Raw genomic sequence first — 17,416 nt, 5'->3', positions numbered from 1 at the left:
ACCTTACATTCGGGGTGTTTTAAGACAGCGCAGCTCGGCTTGATCGCCTTTGAGGTCCAATATCCATTGGCGTCCCCGGGCGACCGAGTGTCTCGAAAGGCAGTTTTGGGCGATCTGCGACACGGCAAGGCCGGCGACCAATGGGTTGTCGACGGTGGCCGGCGGGGTGCGAAAGCTGTCGTCGGTTGCGACTTGGGTGGCGCAATGGCAGACGGAACATGCGTCCTCATGCACCAAGACCAAAGGACCTGCCATGCAATAGTTTGCAGAGCGGCCGACATGCAGATGCGGCGGCAGGCCGGCTTTCAATGCTCGGCAGGCCGACAGGAAATCTTGGGCTGGACGAGAATCGTCGCCGGCGAGGATGAAGAACGGGTTATTAGCGTAGTCTGCGATTAACCGCAGCGCCGAGGCGCCTTCCGCAAATTCGGGCAGCACGAAGACATTGGCCGAGAAACCCGCGGCCAGATGGGTCGCCAGCCTGTCCGTCTTCAGCCAGCCGAGATCAGCCTCGCTTGCCCATGGGAGACGGTTCAAATCGTTCTCATCGATACGATCCGCATCCACGAGAAGGAAATGGCGCGCGCCGAAGGCCCCGAGCTGGATGGCGATCTGTGAGCCCAAGCCGCCGCATCCGATGATGACGAAGTCGATATCGCCAAAGCGCGTGATGTCGCGTTGCCGATGGAGAGGCGTCAGGATGGCGTCGTGGTGATCGATTGCGGCCGAGTCATATTCGTCCTCCGCCGGCATATCGGAAGCCTTCAACGAGACGACGAATGCAGACCGGGTAACATGGGGGCTCTGTTCCTCGACAGAATCGGCACTATTGCCGGTGAACAGAGCCCCCCGGCCGCCCCGCCCAAGGCTGTGGGTGACGAGGTTTGGGAAGTCGACGGACGCGGTGGCGGCCGCTGACAATCGTTTGGACCGATCATTGACCATCACATCGCCTCCATCTCGCTGGGCGCAACTGCGCGGATCGTCGCGGCGTAGTGACCGTAATCCTCGCCCATCGCATGGTCGGGGGTCTTCACAATCACGTGGAATTTGCCGTCGTACCAGAGGCTGACATTGTCGCCGCTGTCATCGATCTCTCGCCGGCCCATCCGAGGATCGACCGGCTCTTTGCCGCGTAGCAGCATCTGTCCGATATCCCAGGCTTGGCGATCGAGAACTCGCTGGCGCTCGGCAAAGTGCGCCTGACGGTGCGCAATGGGCTCTTCGGCAAGCAACTGACCCACGAGGAACAAGATCCGGCTACTCCAGCAAGGAATGGCGGCGATGTCTGGGAGGTCGAGGAGGACATCGCCGCCGAGACGTTCGATTCCTTTCCGAGCGATATCGATGAGCGGAACCTGCCGCGCGGCATAGGTAATTATGAATGCCGTCTTCCAGGCGCGGCGCTCAGGATTCGTCTCGTTGGATAGGCATGCCATGCCGAAGGCGCACTCCCAGGGAATGGTGTACACCACGTGCAGGATGCTCTCGAACGTTTGTAGATCCTCCTTGTATGGGGAAACATATTGGAACTCGCCAGGCAGGGATGCCGCCGCCGAGGTCGTATAAAGCTCGAGCAGGACATGCCCCGCTTGGTGAAGCAGTTGGGCCGCGGTCGCGGCATGATCGCCGTCGCGTAATCTTTCTCTGGAAAGCACGATGATCGCGCTGCCCGGCAATTCGCTCGAACTCGAGAACGAACACGGCGGTTCGCGCACGCCAACGTGAAGCGTGTGCAGGCCAGCGATCAGGCGCTGATAGCCGTACATGTCCAATTCCACGATTAGCGCGAAGGCTCTCTCCAGATGATCGGCGATGTGATCCAATTCGGCGTCGTCAGTGATGGGATAGTTGGAACCGTGATAATTCGGCATGCATTGGCGGAGGAGGGCTTGCATGACGCGGCTCCGCGCCAGGCTTTCGATGCGGACGAGGCCGATGCCGCAAGAGAGCCGGCGCGCCGGCTGACGTTCGAGTTCAAGATCCGATGCGATGAGATCCGACTGCAGATAGCCGCTGACGATCTGCGCATCGGGGCCTCTCGCCTGCCATTCCAGGCTCCGCGCGAGCCCGCTCATCCAGGCTGCAAGCACGGATGAACGGTAAGGGTCGGCGGTGACCGGTCCGGCAACCGCGGGGGGAAGTTCCAGCAGGCGAGTGTATCCGCCATTTGCAAGGTCGGGGAAATAGGCTGACAGCGCCTCTACCCCGGCCGAACAATCGGTAAGCTTCGAAGCAGTTGCGAGCGTGCAGCCATACTGGAAGCGTCGCTTTAAAAGGTTGCGAGTTGCGACGCGCTGCAGGGAGGCAGTGCTTGCCATCAGGGGATTGCCCTTAAGCAGGCGGCGCGCCTCATCTGCCAATTGTTGAATGCGAGACGCGGACATCGAAGCCTCCGTGGGTTGGTCTTCTGGTGGATCAAGGTTGCATGTCGGGCGAATGCCCCGGTTCGGGCCGGCTTCGTCTGGCAGCGGAACGGTGTGCGCCGTCCGTTGAGAGGCACTATTGCTCAGGGGCGTCATTCGCCCGCCAGTACCGCGTTAAAAATCCGTAAAAAGGGCGTAAACAAAGAAAAAGCCCCCTCGATAGAGGAGGCTTGGGATCTCGGAAAAGCATCCGCGGGCTTCAGATGGCCAGAGCTGCCTGTACTGCCGCCCGCGCATTTGGCAGGCCCGATCCAAAGAAATAGGCCATCTCGACGGCGTCTTCGCTTTCGGCGTTCATGCAATCCGCCGTCAACTTCCTCGTTCCGGGCGCGACAATGGCGTCCAGGCGGGATGCGGTCTTCAGAATTGATTTCACTTGAGGCCCCGAGAGACGGTCGCCGGGATTGTGGCGGCTTTTATAGGCCCGCTGTATAAGGGCACATAGCCCGCCCACCTGCGCCGACGCGCCTGATGTGCCCCCGAATGTGGTATAGTATCCGCCCCCGATGCCGAGATTGGTTCCGAACGGCACGATGGCCGACCACGGGTCGGAGCCATGATCATAGCCGAAAATCCCCGATAGGTCCGTCGTCAGCAGCGAGAAGTGTGAATAGTAGTATTCCCGCGTTCGAAAGGCGCTGTAGTCGTGCTGCGCGGCAAATGGAGAAAGCCGGTCGAGGCGCAGCTGGTGCCTGTTGAAGACCTCCCCATCGTCGGAGGGGGAGACAACCGTCAATCCTTCGCCGTAATTGCTGTAACCCGAACGGAAACCTTCGACGGTAACGGCTCCAACGGCAATGATGCCGTTGTCGTCGGCGGCAAGACTTGCCGGATAGATCAGCTGGCTCTCGCCGCTGTTTCCTGCGGCGCAGACAATCGGGATGTGCCGGCTGATGGCGAGGATGAGTTGTTTGAGGACATGCCACGGGCGATCCGGATTGGAGCCTTTCTGCGCAGCCTTCGGCTCCAGTTCGGGCTCACCCTGATCAGCAAGCGCAATGCGCGTGAACAGATTGGCGGCATCCTGGTTTTTCCATAATTCCAGGTCGGCCTTCAGCTCGTTCTTCGGATCAACGATGCTGCGTTTCGGGTCAGGCAGACCGCGCGGCAAGACGATTACGTCCGCTTTCTGAATATAGGCATAAAGGAAGGCCGCAATGAACTGCCTGACATCGTCTTCGAAGGACGTTCTGATCGAGATGAGCCTTGAGAAAGGATCAACGCCGAAATAGGGGATGACATTGCGATTGCCGCTCGTACGCAGCTCGTCGCCATTCCCGTAGAAGGCTCCTTCCGGCGGAAGGCCTGGCGTGCCTTCTTCCGCAATAACGGCGGGTTCGCCGACGATCAGCCCTGCGCAGCAGGTGCCATGCGACGCCAACAGCGATTCCGGATTGTAGAGCCGCCGGAGAACACCCTCCGACGCGGCGTATTCGGCAACCAGATCACCGAGATAGTCCCGGTCGTCGTTGGAAAGGCCGATATTGCCGAGCGGAGCGATGTCGAGCCCGGCAAAGAAGGCATGTCTTTCCTCGCGGTCAAAGGACGTGGTCGAATCGAGAATTTCGAGCACGCGGGCGCCGTAACGATGGGTTGTCAAATCGATTGATGCCTCCCGGTCAAGCCGGGTCGCCAGATTTGGATGATCGGGAGACACACCGACATCGATCAGCGCGACTCGTGCGGGTCGCAGCGGGTCGGCGGAAGGGATGGCATCCCAGACCGTGCCGGTGATGAGTGGATCGGGGAGTGCGCGTGCGGCGCTCGCATCGAGCGCTGGAGGCGCCGGCGGAGCCGATCCGTATTCCGCGTCGACGACGCCAAGAGCAGTCAGGTGCCAGAGATAGTAGTAGTTGATCGGCGCGGGCTTAGGCATTTGTATTTGATCCGTCATGATTGTAACCCTGTTGAGCAGCAGCTGGCGAATTCAGACCCATTCGTCGTGTACGGCCTGGAACAGAGGACCGAACGCGTCGTGGAGGTAGGGAGCGAAGCGTCGGGCGAGATCTCGCCCTGCCTGCGTGTCGCTCGGATAGTGCAGGCCGGCCCATTCGCGATTTTCGGCGACGTTCTGGGCAATGCGGGCAAGCTCGTCGGTGGCCGGATGTTCCGGCAGGATCGTCGAGAACGCGAAGGCGATCGAAAAGCACTGGAACGAATGGTTGCTGGGATAGGACTCGTGGACCGGCACGGCCAGCAACGGCCGTAGCATGGGCTCAAACTGGTTTGGCCGCAGCCGGTTGAACTGGCTCTTGTAGATCAGTCCGACATATTCGCATGCCGTCAGGATCGCCTGGAAAAGCCCTTCCGTCTGCTCGAAACCGCCGATATCCTCGATATGCAATGCCCGGGTGAATTCCCCCACGGAGATCGTCGACTCGATTTGGATGTCGGGCAGGCGCCGCACGCGTTCGCGGTCGCGGCGTTGCATAGACAGCAGCACCGTCGTTTCGAGGCGGGTATAATCCGGGCCGGGCGGTGGAAGTATATCCAGCATTTCCCAGGTGAAGCGCCGCGCCGCGGTATAGGCGTTGCGTGACGGCTGCTGGTGAAGCCTGCGCAGCTCGAAGGAGGGGACAAGCTGCGATGCGCCGAGGCTACCGCCATCCATCGTCGACTTGTTCTTGTTCTTATTCTTATTTTTGTTCTTGTTTTTGTTCAGCGACGCCTTGTTGAGCACCGACTTGTTCGCCACGCTCTTGTTGAGGACCGAGGCTACGGCCATCGTCGCCATCATAGGCCCTGCTAGAAGCGATTCATCTTCGCCCGTGCCGGGAAAAAATGCAGGTTCGGAGGCTGCATCGGGTGCAGCCGGCAACGCACCGGCGAGAGGATCAGCACCGGCATCGTCCCTCGGTTCGCATGGAAGGACCGTATCCGGCTCAATCCTGAATTTATAACTGTTCAGAAATAAAACTAATTTTGATTGCGATTCGTGGGCAGTGTCCGCTTCCATTGCAGCCTCCTTGCGCGATGATGTGAAGAATTGTCCGGGGTTCAGCGCAGCTTGGCGCCGGCCTTGAGCAGGCCGTCGATCAAGATCTGGCCGCCGCCTGTGTCGAGCAGCGGATAGCCGCTGCCGCGGAAGGCGTTGATGGAGAAGTCGCCCTCGACCGTCTCAAGACGCTGCAGGTAATGTCGCGCGCCGCCGAGATCGTTGGAATGGGCATGACTGGAGGCAAGATAGCGCAGCAGGCTGTTGAAGTTCGGCCGTGCCCGCAGGGCTTCTTCGCCCGCAGCTATGGCTGCGGCATGATCGCCTGCAAGCGCTGCCGCAATGCATTTGGTCGTATCGAAGTAATATTTATGCGGGCTGTAGACGCCGAGCTCTTGTACCCAACGCGCCATCGCCACCGCCTTGTCGGGCTGGCCTGCATAGCAGTGCAGCATCGCGTAGAGGTCCCAACCGAGCGGCAGGGCCGGATTCAGGCGGATCGATTTTTCGAACAGGTTGGCCGCATAGTCGTATTCGCCGAACAGGAACGAATGGACGTGGCCGACGAGCGCGAGCGACACGGAATTCTGCGGATCGAGTTCCAACGCCTTGCGTGCATAGGCCTGGGCTTCCTCGATCAGATGCGCGTCCAGCGCGTTGAAACGTTGGCCGACCTGGAAAGTTCGAATGAATGACAGCCAGGCAAAAGTCGATGATCGCGGCTGATACTGGATCTGTTCTTCCAGGCGCCGCTCCGCGTTATCGAGGTCGTCGCGCGACAGCCGAAAGATCGCATTGACGGCGTCGATCAGGAGACCGTCTTGCGACAATCGGCTGTCGGTAGCCTGGATCTCCTGGAAATAGGCCAGCTGATCGACGGCCTGGCTGATCAGCGCAGCGGCGATGCCGAACTCGCCCCGCTCGAACTGCGTGCGGTTGATTGCCTGACTGCCCAGCCAATGAATACGGTTGTTGATCAGGTGCTTCATCACCAGTTCGATCAGCACCATGTCACCATCAAACGTCAGGCGAAGCTGTAGGCATACGGGAAGGCTGATCTGCTGTTCGCTCTCTTCAGTATGCGGCAAGGTAAAGGAGAGGTCGGTGACGCCAAAGCCCAGCCCATCGATGATGGCTTTTGCAATGAGGTTCTGGAATCGTGTCGCAGCAATTTGTCCGCCCTCTCCGGCACCCACCACGATGGGGGACAGAAGAGCCATCATCCATTGCCAGCCACCGCCTCCCCGCCGCCCATATGGGCCGCTGCTGGCGATGTCCACGGGTTTGCCTGTTCTGGATGTATCTGGGGCGCCCGTTAAAGGCAGCAGGGCGGATTGTTTGGCGATATCGCGGCTCGGCTGCTGTCGCGGCTCGAAGACGTCGTGGACTTGTCCTTCATCGAGGCGGCGATACCAGTTTTGCCGTTCCAGCGCCAACCAGTCCTCGAATTCGGGATCGCGGATGTCGATACCTTCGAGCAATTCGTCGGTGACTTGATCCGGAGACCGCTCCGTCCGAACCACCAGGTCGGTATCGAGCACGAGTCGGTCCGTATCCAGCCAAACGGTATTCTTATCCGCAATCAGGAGATCACGTGCCGACCCCAGACTCTTATGAATGTCCAAAAGCGCCTGGCGTAGACTGGCTGCCGCCTGGTCGTCGGAGCGATCGCTCCATAACTTGTCCCTAAGCCAGATTCTCGAGCGCGAGCCTCGGGTGGACAATGCAAGCATTGCCAGAAGAGCCTGTGCCTTTTTGGATTTCGGAGCAACCGACCGCCCCCCGGCGTCCACAAGGGCAAAAGGCCCGAGCAGGAACATCCGAAACGGATAGTGCTCCTTGTTTATGCGATCCACCGGCCCCGCCCCCGCTGCCTCCGATACGCTCGTTTGGCGGCCGGAAGACCTAGCATCCAGGGGCCAGTCTGCCACAACTTCGGCTCCTGGCAAGCAACCGGAAAGGGAAACCGGGATTGCGAAATGTAAATCTATGCTATGACGATGATCGAACTGAAGCATAACCGGTTGAAATCCCTCTGCGTAACTTCGCAAACCGGCCGTAGCATCCTGCCGTCAAAGCAGCGTCAATGAAATGTTGTTTGGGCACCGTAATTTTGCAGGCATCCGCCAAAGGCTGCGGAGTACTTAAAAACGACGTGTCGGAGTTGCTCCAGCAGGAGCATCGAAAGTCGCTCCGATCATCCGGCGCCGGGATGATGTCCCGGCGCTCTTTTATTTTCCTTTAGTCAGGCGAGCCCGCCGATGTGGAAGCTCTTCATTTCGAGATATTCCTCGATGCCGCACTGCGCGCCCTCGCGGCCAAGACCGGATTGTTTGACGCCGCCGAAGGGAGCGACCTCGGTCGAGATCGCCCCTGTGTTCAGGCCAATCATCCCGAATTCCAGTGCTTCGGCGACACGCCAGGAGCGTTTCAGGCTTCCGGTGTAGAAATAGGCCGCAAGGCCGAAGGGCGTGGCGTTGGCGATGCGGATCGCCTCGTCCTCGTTGTCGAAACGGAAAAGCGGGGCAACGGGTCCGAAGGTCTCTTCGCTGGCAAGCTGCATCTCGGTCGTCGCACCGCCGAGCACCATCGGCACCGCATATTGATCGCCTTCAGGCACGGAACCCGCTGTGGCGAGGATCCTCGCTCCCTTTTCCACAGCATCGTCGACATGACGCTTGATCTTCTCGATCGCTGCCTTGTTGATCATCGGCCCTATATCGGTGCCGGCATCCGTGCCGGCCCCGACCTTCATGGCCGATACGCGCGCGGAAAGTTTGGCGGCAAAGGCCTCATAGACGCTGGACTGGACGAGAAGCCGGTTGGCGCAGACGCAGGTCTGCCCGCCATTGCGGAATTTCGATGCGATCGCGCCTTCCACGGCAAGATCGAGATCGGCGTCGTCGAAGACGATGAAGGGTGCGTTGCCGCCGAGTTCGAGGCTGAGCCGCTTGATGCTGTCGGCCGCGCCGCGCATCAGCAGTGAGCCGACGCGGGTCGAGCCGGTGAAAGAGATCTTGCGGACCGTCTGGTTCGCCATTAGTTCGTCGCCGATGCCGGCCGGCATGCCGGTGACGATATTGATCACCCCCTTGGGGATGCCGGCGCGCTCCGCCAATACGCCGAGCGCCAACGCCGAATAAGGGGTGAGGTCCGATGGCTTGACGACGACCGTGCAGCCTGCGGCGAGGGCCGGCCCGACCTTGCGGGTGATCATCGCATTCGGAAAATTCCACGGCGTGATGATCGCCGACACGCCGACGGGCTCCTTCAGAACGACGATCCGCCGATCCGCCGTCGGCGAGGGAATGGTCGTTCCGCCGATGCGGCGCGCCTCCTCGGAAAACCATTTGATGAACGAGGCGCCGTAGCGGATTTCACCGCGCGCTTCCGTCAGCGGCTTGCCCTGCTCACGGGTGAGGATCAGCGCCAAGTCCTCGATATTTTCGAGCATCAGATCGTGCCAGGCTTCCAGCAACGCACCGCGTTCGGCATTGGTCTTTGCGCGCCATGGAGCAAAGGCCTTTTCCGCCGCCGCGATTGCCGCCCTCGTATCGGCTTCGTCCATGTCGGGCACCGTGCCCAGTACATGCTGCGTTGCGGGGTCGATCACCTCGATCGTGCGCCCGGTTTCAGCTCCGCGCCATTCTCCGTCAATCAGTCCCTGCTGGCGAAGCAGGCTGCTATCCCTTAATCCGTTCATTCTGTTCTCCATTGATCAGCCAAGTGCCGAAAGTACCGATGCTGTGATCGCGTCGGTCTTGTCCTTGCCGGGAATTGCGCCGATGCCGCGTGCTGTTGTCGCCTCGATTGATGCCATCACCCTTGCGGCGGCGGCCTCTTCTCCGAGATACTCCAGCATCATTGCGCCCGACCAGATGGCGGCGATCGGATTGGCGATGCCGAGATCGGCGATATCGGGCGCCGAGCCGTGGACCGGTTCGAACATCGATGGCGCTGAGCGATCGGGATTGATGTTGGCGGAGGCGGCAAAACCGAGCCCGCCCTGGATAGCGGCGCCGAGGTCGGTCAGGATATCGCCGAACAGGTTGGAGGCGACCACGACGTCGAGACTATCAGGCGCCATGACCATGCGGGCGGCCATGGCGTCGATATGGTAGCTGGTCACCTCGACATCGGGATATTCCGCGGAAAGCCTCTGGGTGATCTCGTCCCAGAAGACCATCGAATATTTCTGGGCGTTGGACTTCGTCACCGAGGCAAGCTTGCCGCGTCGCGCCCGTGCTTGCTCAAAGCCGAAGCGCAGGATGCGCTCGACCCCCATACGGGTGAAAATCGAGGTCTCGACCGCCACCTCATTATCGGCGCCCTGGTGGACCCGGCCACCGGCGCCGGAATATTCGCCCTCGGTATTTTCACGAATGCAGAGGATGTCGAAGCCAGCGGACCGCAACGGCCCCTGCACACCCGGCAGCAACCGGTGCGGGCGGATATTGGCGTATTGCACGAAGGCCTTGCGGATCGGCAGCAGAAGTCCGTGCAGCGATACCGAATCCGGTACTTTGCGAGGCCAGCCGACGGCGCCGAGCAGGATGGCATCGAAGGATCTGAGCGTTTCGATGCCATCGGCGGGCATCATGCTGCCATTCTCCAGATAGTAGTCGCAGGACCAGGGATAGCTGGTTGCATCAAGAGAAAATCCGTTCAGGCGAGCTGCCTTTTCAAGCACGGCCCAGGCCGCTGCCGTCACGTCGCGGCCGATGCCGTCTCCGGGCAGAAGGGCGATTTTGTAGGTTTTCATCGCAGATCCTCACAGGCTGATGAGCACACTCTTGCTCTTGCGGTTGGCGAGATAGGCGTCGCGGCCGAGATCCTTGCCGATGCCGGACTGCTTGTAGCCGCCGGTCGGCAGGATATGGTCGCGTGAGCGGCCGTAGCGGTTGACCCAGACGGTGCCGGCCTGCAGGCGGCGGGTCACGCGGATGGCACGCGAGAGATCGCGGGTGAAGAGGCCGGCGGCAAGCCCGTAGGCCGGATGGTCGGCGAGCCCCAGCGCTTCCTCCTCGTCCTCGAAAGTCTGAATGGTCAGCACCGGTCCAAAGATTTCCTCCAGAACCGCCGGCGACGTTGCCGTCACCCCCGAAATCAGGGTCGGTGCGTAGAAATAACCTTCGCGGGCGAGCCGGCGGCCACCGGTGAGGCACTCGGCGCCACCGTCGATGGCGGCACGGATGATGCCGTCCATGCGGGCGATCTGTCGTTCGGAGATGACGGGCGAATAATCGGTCGCCTCGTCCCAGGTGGGGCCGGGGCGGATGGCCGCCAGCCTCTCGACGAGTGCGGCTGCGAGCGCGTCCGCCACCTTCGCCTCGACGATCAGGCGGGATCCGCAAACGCAGGCCTGACCGGCGTTGTAGAGAATGCTGCCGGCGATTGCGCCTGCCGCAAGCTCGAGATCGGCATCGGCGAAGACCAGCTGCGGGCTCTTGCCGCCGAGTTCGAGCGTCATCGGCTTTATGCCGGTGCGGGCGATGTTGGTCATGATTGCCGCGCCGGCCGCAGTCGAGCCGGTGAAGCTGACCTTGGAGATGCCGGGATGTCCGGTGATCGCATTTCCGGTGGTCGGGCCGTCGCCGAGCACGATGTTGACGAGACCGGCCGGCAGGCCGGCTCGCACCGAAAGTTCGGCGAGATAGAGCGTCGAAAACGGCGTCATTTCCGATGGCTTCAACACCACCGCATTACCTGCCGCCAACGCCGGGCCGAGCTTCCAGCCGGCCATGGACAAGGGAAAATTCCAGGGCGTGATGGCGCCGACGACGCCATAGGGTTCCGTCATGATCATGCCGAAATTCGCATCGTCAGTCGGGACCAGGTCGCCGCCTTCCTTGTCGGCGAATTCGGCAAAGAAGCGGATTTGCTCAGCGGTGACGGCGATATCGCCGGCGACGAGATGACCGACGGGCCGTGTCGAGGAAAGTGCTTCCAGCCTGGCGAGGGTCTCCGCCTCGGCTTCGATCAGGTCCGCCCAGCGCTGCAGCACCACGGTGCGCTCGCGCGGCCGTACACCACCCCAATTGCTCGTCTTCAACGCTTCTCTGGCGGTTTCGACGGCGTGGTCGACAAGCGCCTCGTCGGCCAGCGGGCAGCCGGCATAGGCCTTGCCGTCGGATGGGCGATGCATGTCGATGACGGCTTCTGCCGGAACCAGCCGGCCGCCGATGAAATGTCCGACGGGCAGGGAAATCGTGTTCGGATCGAAGCTAAGTGTCATCGCATGTCCTCGGGATGGGGCTGAGGCAAGCCTAACCGGGGAAGGCGAGCAGCATGCATCGACCGGCGATGCCGCAGCGGCGAAAAATTGCGTTTTCGCCGCCGCCGCAGTCAAATCTACGGCGTCGGCATCACGATACGGTGACGTAGATCTTGCGCACTGTCTCGATCGTCTTCCAGACGCCAACGAAGCCCGGCTTCATGACGAAGCTGTCGCCGGCCTTGTAGACTACCGGTTCACCACCTTCCGGCGTGAGTTCGACCAGGCCGGACAGGATATGGCAGAATTCGAACGTCTCACCCTTAATCGAGCGCGTCGCGCCGGGTGTCGCTTCCCAGACGCCACTATGAACCGTCTCGCCGCGAGCAACGTCCTGCGCCCAGGTCTTGAAGGCAGGATTGCCCGAGATCAGCCGTTCGGGCAGGGGGCCGGATTCGCGCGGCGCGAAGGATGGGTTGGTGTCGATCGTCTTGAGGAGGGACATGATTTTGCTTTCCTAGGTTGAGAACTCAGTAGCCGCGGTTGCGATCGACCAAACCGATGGGATCGAGGCCCGCCTGGTGCCGCTTGATGTTGGCGATTACGGCCGCCGCGGCGGTTTCAGGCTGGGTGACGCTCGCAATATGCGGCGTCAACAGTATCTTTGGATGGTTCCAGAAGGCGTGGTCCGCAGGCAGCGGCTCCGGATCGGTGACGTCGACGACGGCGCCGGAGAGATGCCCGGCGTCGAGCGCGTCGACGAGCGCCTGATGGTCGAGCTGAGGGCCGCGGCCGACATGGACGAGTGCTGCGCCGGCCGGCAGTCCGGCGAAAAGCTCGGCATTCAGGAAGCCGCGCGTTTCGTCCGTCAGTGGCAGCAGGCAGACGAGAATGTCGGTGGTTGCAAGCAGAATGTCGAGGCCGTCCCGGCCGCTCAGGCATCGGATGTCGTTGATTTCGCGCGGGTTGCGGCTCCAGCCCGAAAGCGGAAAGCCGAAGGGCTGCAACCGTTCGAGCACGGCGCTGCCAAGCATGCCGAGGCCGAGCACGGCGATGCGGCGTTCCGAGGCCTGCCTAGAAGCGATCGTCTGCCAGGTCCGGCGCCGCTGCTGGTCGAGATAGGCCGGCAGGTCGCGATGCAGCGCAAGGACTGCCAGCGTCACATATTCCTGCATCATCCTGACAATGCCGTCCTCGACCATGCGCACCACCTTCACCGACGCCGGAACCGCATCGATATGGAACTGGTCGATGCCGGCGCCGATCGAAAACAGGATTTCGAGATTGCGATAGCGTGCGAGATCATCCGGCACGGTCCAGGTGATCAGGTAGCGCACGGCGTCCGGTTCGACCGATTTGGGATCCATGGAGAAAGCAATGTCGGGCATTTCGCGCGCGAAGGCTTCGGCGAAGATGGCGCCGCGCTTCGCATCGGAATTGAAGAGAAAGGTCATGGCGTCGGCTCCTTGATCCGATGTCATCAGGTGCAGCGGCGGCCAAGCGCCTCGACCATCGCCTGGCAGGCGAGCAGTTCGCTGGCGAGGATGAATTCGTCCGGCTTGTGGGCGCGGCCGATGTCGCCCGGTCCGCAGATGATCGCATCGATGCCGGCGCGCTGGAAAAGGCCGGCCTCCGTGCCGTAGCTGACGGCAGCGAGCGGCTCGCTGCCGGTCAGTTCGCGGAGCAGCGCCGCAAGCGGCGCATCGGCGGCAAGCGAAAGCGCCGGATAGGCGCTGAGTTCGCGCCATTCCATCTGAAAGCCTCGCCGCGATAGCGCTTCGGCCGCCGCTCGCAGTGGGGCCAGCAGCGTGATCGGATCGACGCCGGAAATAGCCCGCGCTTCGAACTCGGCCTCGCAACTGTCGGGAATGATGTTGACCGCCTGGCCGCCCTTCAGCGTGCCGACCTGAAGCGAGGAGTAGGGCGGTTCGAAGACAGGCTCGAACGGACCGGAGACGAGCCGTTCGGCTTCGGCTGTAGCGCAAGCCAGGACGTCGGTGATGGCATGGATTGCGTTCAGTCCCTGGTCCGGGCGCGAAGAGTGGCCGGACCGGCCCCTGACCGTCAGCCGGGCGGCGGCCTTGCCCTTGTGGGCGCGGATCGCCCGCATGCCGCTCGGCTCGCCGATGATTGCGCCAAGCGGAGTTGCACAGAGCTCCGGCAGGCGGGCGATCATGTGCGGCACGCCGCGGCAGCCGGCCTCCTCGTCATAAGAAAAGGCAAGGTGGACGGGGCGGCGAAGCGGTGTGGCCGCCAGCGCGGGGACGGCCGCGAGAACCGCGGCCAGGAAGCCCTTCATATCCGTGGCGCCGCGACCGTAGAGGCGGTCCGCTTCGGCGCGCAGGCGAAACGGGTCGCTGGTCCAACCGCTTTCGGCGGCGGGGACCACGTCCATATGGCCTGAGAGGATATAGCCCGGCTCCCCCTTTGGGCCGATTGTGGCGAAGAGGTTCGAGCGATCGCCCTCCGGGCCGGGAAGCTCCGTGACGACGGCGCCGTGGCTTTGCAGATAATGCCGGATCCATGCCACGATCTCGCCGTTCGGGGTGCCAACGACGGAGGGGAAGCCAACGAGCCTTTCGAGAGTTTCAATGGCCGGCATGAGCGACCTCACAAGCAGGCCCTGCCTGCCGAGACGGCGGCCATGCCGCCGACGGAAACGACAATTCGGCCCAGCGAGATGTTAGAGGTGTTTGCAACAGGGCTGAGGGAGGTGACATTTCCGGGCTCTCACAGTGAACAGCGACTCCGGCCGCTGGATCTGTCAATGAGTCTAGAGGGAGGCGCAGGCGTTACTTGCCGAAAGCGCATCGGGATTTGGTCGATTGTTGTGTTTGCGCAGGCTTCACCAGTGAATTGTATCGAACGATCTGTTCTAGTCTGGGCGGAGAAGTTTCCGGGCGCAGACTTGGCCAAAAAAATGCAGCAGGGGGCGGGAGTGAGTGAACTGACATCCGAATCCAGGTTCGTCGATAGTTTCGAGACGCATATCGCCGGGATCGACAGCGTTGCCCTTGACCAGTTGCACGCGCTTTCGATGACCGTCGCATGGCCGCATCGCGGCGAAGACTGGCAGTTCCTGCGGGAGTTCGGCCAGGGCATCGTGGCGATCGATGACATCGGCCGTATCCTGGGCTCTGCCATGTGGTTTCCCTATGACGCGCAATTTGCCACGGTCGGTATGGTCATCACCTCGCCGCGTCTTCAAACCAATGGCGCCGGGCAATGGTTGATGGGGCACGCGCTGAATCAGGTCGCCGGGCGGAACCTCGGGTTGAATGCGACGCGCGCAGCGCGCCGTCTCTATCGATCCTTGAATTTTGTTCGGGAGGCGCTGGTCTTTCAATGCCACGGCGAAGCGATATCGCCGCCGGATGTGGATCCGCCGTCCGGCGCCGTGATACGGGCCGTGGAGGCTGGGGATCTGGAAGCGATCGCCGAATTGGATTGTGTGGCCTTCGGTACGGATCGTAAACTGCTGCTGGCCCGGCTCCTGGCGAATTCCAAGGGCATCGTGTTGAGCCGCGCCGGCCGGATCGAGGCCTTCTCGCTTTGCCGGCGGTTCGGGCGCGGCCATGTCATCGGTCCTGTTGTGGCGCGCAGTGACGCCGACGCGATCGCCGTCGTCCGCCCGCATGCAGCCGAGCACGCAGGAGCGTTCCTGCGCCTCGACACACGCGAGCAGGGCGGAGCTTTTTCCGATTTCCTTTCCCGCTGCGGTCTTCCCGTTTACGATATCGTGACGACCATGTCGCTCGGTGGCCCTTGGCTTCCGGTTGCCGGACGCGCGGTGGCGCCCGAGCCGAAAACCTATGCGCTCGTCAGCCAGGCACTCGGTTGACGCAAGCCTACTGACGATCGTTGTCGGGTTTTAGGCGCCGGGACAGATGGGTATGCAGGTCAGAGCCTGCTGACGTTCGAATTCGGGCCGGAACGAACGATATTGCCAGAAACCCTCCGGGCTTTCCTTGCGGTATACGGTCTCGAGCCAGAACACTGAGTCATCGATCGGCGAGACAGGATGCCACGCGTACCATTCCGACCAGATTTTTCCTGCCGGGTCGCTGTCCATGATCTCCGCTCTCCTCCCCATCATCGACACAAATGTTCTATGATGGAGAATAACAGCGAGAGAATATTCTTCAATGGAGATCATTTTCCCGTATTGCGCGAAGTCTTCCTCGTCCGCGGTCGGGGGATGTTTCAGGTTGTAAGATGTGGCTCTGTTGACGAGTGACTTCGTCGGTGGATGCAACGCATCGATTGGGCTTCGGCACCGGGCAATGAGCTGCGGTGTTCAATCACCACTGATCTGTTTGCGTGATGGTTGGATGGCTCAGCTAATCGAACGCAGCCCGAGATAGGCCGCCAAACTGACGGCGGAGAGGGCGATCGTCAGCCGGGGTCTCGCATCGTCGAACATCGCCGCCAGCGAAAGGCCGAGCAGCAGGATGACGGATTTTGCCCAGAGATTCTGATCGGAGACTGTGAAAGCGATTGCCGCCAGAAAGACGGCGCTTGCGACGATTGTCACGGGGGCAGATTTCTCGGCGAGATCGCCGCTTGAAAAATACGGCAGAAGAAAACGCCGCATGCTCAAGCCTGAAGCGACGCTCAGAAGAAGACAGGTCAAGACAAGTTGCAACATTAAGGTCGTCGCCGATCGATCTGCAGATGGCCTTGCGGATGCAAACCGCATGCCAGTCTCAAATCTAAGATCCTCGTCCTGCAGAGGCAATGCCGCGGTTTGCATGGCTATTTCCTCGGCGTCGCGATCCTTTTTTCGGCAATCGCTTGCCTGTCCGGTCCGCGGATGGCGTTTTTTCGTCCGATGCCGAAACCGGCTTGAGCTGATGCAATGATTTTTATATAGAGAATTATCTATCGCCTTAATTCCGGAAACGAGATCTTTTCATTGGACCTTTCATCGATCGAGATATTCCTCGCCGTTGCCAGCGACCGCAGCGTGACGAAGGCTGCCAAGGCCGTCGGGCGGGTGCCGTCGAATGTGACGACGCGCATCCAGCAGTTGGAGGAGGACCTCGGCGTTTCCCTCTTCAGCCGTGACGGCAAGAAGATGACGTTGACACGGGAGGGTGAGACGTTTCTCGGCTATGCCAACCGGCTTATGGCGCTTGCGCTCGAAGCGCGCCAGGCCGTGCGGCCTCTCGCTCCATCGGGGACATTGCGGGTCGGCACCATGGAGAGCACGGCGGCAAGCAGGCTGCCGGCGGCGCTGACGCAATTCAATCAGATGTGGCCCGGTGTTTCGCTTCATCTGACGATGGGAGCGTCCCGCGATCTGACCCGCGACGTTCTCTCCGATGCGCTGGATTGCGCGCTGATTGCCCGCCCGCCGAAGACGATGCGGGAGGAAGTCTCCGGTTTCGATGCCGAACTCAAGGCGCTGGAGATGGAGCCGGTCTTCGTCGAGGACCTGTTGATCGTGTTGCCGTCCGGGCATCCCTCCATCAAATCCGCCGCCGACCTGCGTGTCGGATCGCTCGCCGCTCTAGAGCCCGGCTGCACCTATCGCAGGATCGCCGAAAACTGGGCGCGCAAATCGAGCGCGCTGCCGACGAGCGAACTCGGCTCCTACCACGCGATCCTGGCGAGTGTTGCGACCGGGAATACGGCGGGTGTCATGCCGCGATCCGTCCTTGATCTCATGCACTGGCCGACGCCTGTCCAGACCCATCAGCTGGGCCCTGTCGAGACGCTGCTCGTCTATCGCAAGAGTGATCGCCCCAGCGCGTTCAACGCATTCCACGAAGTTCTCAGCGCGACAAAGGGCAGAGATGTCAGGCTGGCAACAAACTAGCTCTCACATTTCCCGTTCGT

General features: G+C 61.4%; 15 protein-coding genes. 2 read left to right on the top strand and 13 right to left on the bottom strand.

Going from position 1 to position 17,416, the window contains the following annotated elements:
• Positions 1 to 3: 3 nt before the first annotated feature.
• The 11 genes from BA011_RS27965 to argE form a co-directional block, all read right to left on the bottom strand.
• Complete coding sequence (locus tag BA011_RS27965; RefSeq protein ID WP_065283203.1) at positions 4 to 948, bottom strand: ThiF family adenylyltransferase; 945 nt, start codon at positions 946 to 948, stop codon at positions 4 to 6.
• On the bottom strand, positions 945 to 2,387 hold the full coding sequence (locus BA011_RS27960) for an aKG-HExxH-type peptide beta-hydroxylase (protein ID WP_237352709.1): 1,443 nt from the start codon (positions 2,385 to 2,387) through the stop codon (positions 945 to 947). The genes BA011_RS27965 and BA011_RS27960 overlap by 4 nt, the downstream gene beginning before the upstream one ends.
• 238 nt (positions 2,388 to 2,625) lie before the next feature.
• Positions 2,626 to 4,320: a S8 family serine peptidase gene (locus BA011_RS27955; RefSeq protein WP_065283201.1), complete on the bottom strand. Its 1,695-nt coding sequence runs from the start codon at positions 4,318 to 4,320 to the stop codon at positions 2,626 to 2,628.
• Positions 4,321 to 4,353: 33 nt separating this feature from the next.
• On the bottom strand, positions 4,354 to 5,382 hold the full coding sequence (locus BA011_RS27950) for a phosphatase PAP2 family protein (RefSeq protein WP_065283200.1): 1,029 nt from the start codon (positions 5,380 to 5,382) through the stop codon (positions 4,354 to 4,356).
• Between the two features lie 41 nt (positions 5,383 to 5,423).
• Entirely contained in the window at positions 5,424 to 7,379 is a 1,956-nt protein-coding gene (locus tag BA011_RS27945) for an SARP family transcriptional regulator (RefSeq protein ID WP_065283199.1), read from the bottom strand.
• A 227-nt stretch (positions 7,380 to 7,606) separates the two neighbouring features.
• Positions 7,607 to 9,064 carry an NAD-dependent succinate-semialdehyde dehydrogenase gene (locus tag BA011_RS27940; protein ID WP_065283198.1) on the bottom strand — a complete coding sequence of 486 codons (1,458 nt, stop codon included), beginning with the start codon at positions 9,062 to 9,064 and terminating at the stop codon, positions 7,607 to 7,609.
• A 15-nt stretch (positions 9,065 to 9,079) separates the two neighbouring features.
• Positions 9,080 to 10,123 carry a tartrate dehydrogenase gene (locus BA011_RS27935; protein WP_065283197.1) on the bottom strand — a complete coding sequence of 348 codons (1,044 nt, stop codon included), beginning with the start codon at positions 10,121 to 10,123 and terminating at the stop codon, positions 9,080 to 9,082.
• 9 nt (positions 10,124 to 10,132) lie between these two features.
• Complete coding sequence (locus tag BA011_RS27930) at positions 10,133 to 11,596, bottom strand: aldehyde dehydrogenase family protein (RefSeq protein WP_065283196.1); 1,464 nt, start codon at positions 11,594 to 11,596, stop codon at positions 10,133 to 10,135.
• Positions 11,597 to 11,726: 130 nt separating this feature from the next.
• Positions 11,727 to 12,080, bottom strand: a complete 354-nt coding sequence (locus BA011_RS27925; RefSeq protein WP_065283195.1) for a cupin domain-containing protein — start codon at positions 12,078 to 12,080, stop codon at positions 11,727 to 11,729.
• Between the two features lie 25 nt (positions 12,081 to 12,105).
• Positions 12,106 to 13,029 carry a 2-hydroxyacid dehydrogenase gene (locus BA011_RS27920; protein WP_065283551.1) on the bottom strand — a complete coding sequence of 308 codons (924 nt, stop codon included), beginning with the start codon at positions 13,027 to 13,029 and terminating at the stop codon, positions 12,106 to 12,108.
• A 26-nt stretch (positions 13,030 to 13,055) separates the two neighbouring features.
• Positions 13,056 to 14,177, bottom strand: a complete 1,122-nt coding sequence (argE, locus tag BA011_RS27915; RefSeq protein ID WP_065283194.1) for an acetylornithine deacetylase — start codon at positions 14,175 to 14,177, stop codon at positions 13,056 to 13,058.
• Between the two features lie 318 nt (positions 14,178 to 14,495).
• Here argE and BA011_RS27910 point away from each other — a divergent pair, with 318 nt between their 5' ends.
• Positions 14,496 to 15,416, top strand: a complete 921-nt coding sequence (locus BA011_RS27910; RefSeq protein WP_065283193.1) for a GNAT family N-acetyltransferase — start codon at positions 14,496 to 14,498, stop codon at positions 15,414 to 15,416.
• Positions 15,417 to 15,446: 30 nt separating this feature from the next.
• On the opposite strand, the gene BA011_RS27905 is transcribed toward BA011_RS27910, so the two are convergent.
• On the bottom strand, positions 15,447 to 15,671 hold the full coding sequence (locus BA011_RS27905) for a hypothetical protein (protein WP_065283550.1): 225 nt from the start codon (positions 15,669 to 15,671) through the stop codon (positions 15,447 to 15,449).
• Between the two features lie 240 nt (positions 15,672 to 15,911).
• A complete protein-coding gene (locus BA011_RS27900) occupies positions 15,912 to 16,223 on the bottom strand; it encodes a hypothetical protein (protein WP_065283549.1) in 312 nt (103 codons plus the stop codon).
• 267 nt (positions 16,224 to 16,490) lie between these two features.
• Between BA011_RS27900 and BA011_RS27895 the strand changes: the two genes are divergently transcribed.
• Positions 16,491 to 17,396, top strand: a complete 906-nt coding sequence (locus BA011_RS27895) for a LysR substrate-binding domain-containing protein (RefSeq protein ID WP_065283192.1) — start codon at positions 16,491 to 16,493, stop codon at positions 17,394 to 17,396.
• Positions 17,397 to 17,416 lie beyond the last annotated feature (20 nt).

The organism is Rhizobium leguminosarum, assembly GCF_001679785.1.
Taxonomy (GTDB): domain Bacteria; phylum Pseudomonadota; class Alphaproteobacteria; order Rhizobiales; family Rhizobiaceae; genus Rhizobium; species Rhizobium leguminosarum_R.
Note: the sequence above shows the minus strand (reverse complement) of the source record. Positions and strands in the feature narration are given on the sequence as shown.

Excerpts from the sequence above, each read along its gene's own strand:
- BA011_RS27955 (WP_065283201.1), bottom strand. The coding sequence starts at position 4,320 with ATGACGGATCAAATACAAATGCCTAAGCCCGCGCCGATCAACTACTAC.
- BA011_RS27900 (WP_065283549.1), bottom strand. The coding sequence starts at position 16,223 with ATGTTGCAACTTGTCTTGACCTGTCTTCTTCTGAGCGTCGCTTCAGGC.
- BA011_RS27910 (WP_065283193.1), top strand. The coding sequence starts at position 14,496 with ATGCAGCAGGGGGCGGGAGTGAGTGAACTGACATCCGAATCCAGGTTC.
- argE (WP_065283194.1), bottom strand. The coding sequence starts at position 14,177 with ATGCCGGCCATTGAAACTCTCGAAAGGCTCGTTGGCTTCCCCTCCGTC.
- BA011_RS27905 (WP_065283550.1), bottom strand. The coding sequence starts at position 15,671 with ATGATGGGGAGGAGAGCGGAGATCATGGACAGCGACCCGGCAGGAAAA.
- BA011_RS27960 (WP_237352709.1), bottom strand. The coding sequence starts at position 2,387 with ATGTCCGCGTCTCGCATTCAACAATTGGCAGATGAGGCGCGCCGCCTG.
- BA011_RS27940 (WP_065283198.1), bottom strand. The coding sequence starts at position 9,064 with ATGAACGGATTAAGGGATAGCAGCCTGCTTCGCCAGCAGGGACTGATT.
- BA011_RS27950 (WP_065283200.1), bottom strand. The coding sequence starts at position 5,382 with ATGGAAGCGGACACTGCCCACGAATCGCAATCAAAATTAGTTTTATTT.
- BA011_RS27920 (WP_065283551.1), bottom strand. The coding sequence starts at position 13,029 with ATGACCTTTCTCTTCAATTCCGATGCGAAGCGCGGCGCCATCTTCGCC.
- BA011_RS27935 (WP_065283197.1), bottom strand. The coding sequence starts at position 10,123 with ATGAAAACCTACAAAATCGCCCTTCTGCCCGGAGACGGCATCGGCCGC.
- BA011_RS27930 (WP_065283196.1), bottom strand. The coding sequence starts at position 11,596 with ATGACACTTAGCTTCGATCCGAACACGATTTCCCTGCCCGTCGGACAT.
- BA011_RS27945 (WP_065283199.1), bottom strand. The coding sequence starts at position 7,379 with ATGCTTCAGTTCGATCATCGTCATAGCATAGATTTACATTTCGCAATC.
- BA011_RS27925 (WP_065283195.1), bottom strand. The coding sequence starts at position 12,080 with ATGTCCCTCCTCAAGACGATCGACACCAACCCATCCTTCGCGCCGCGC.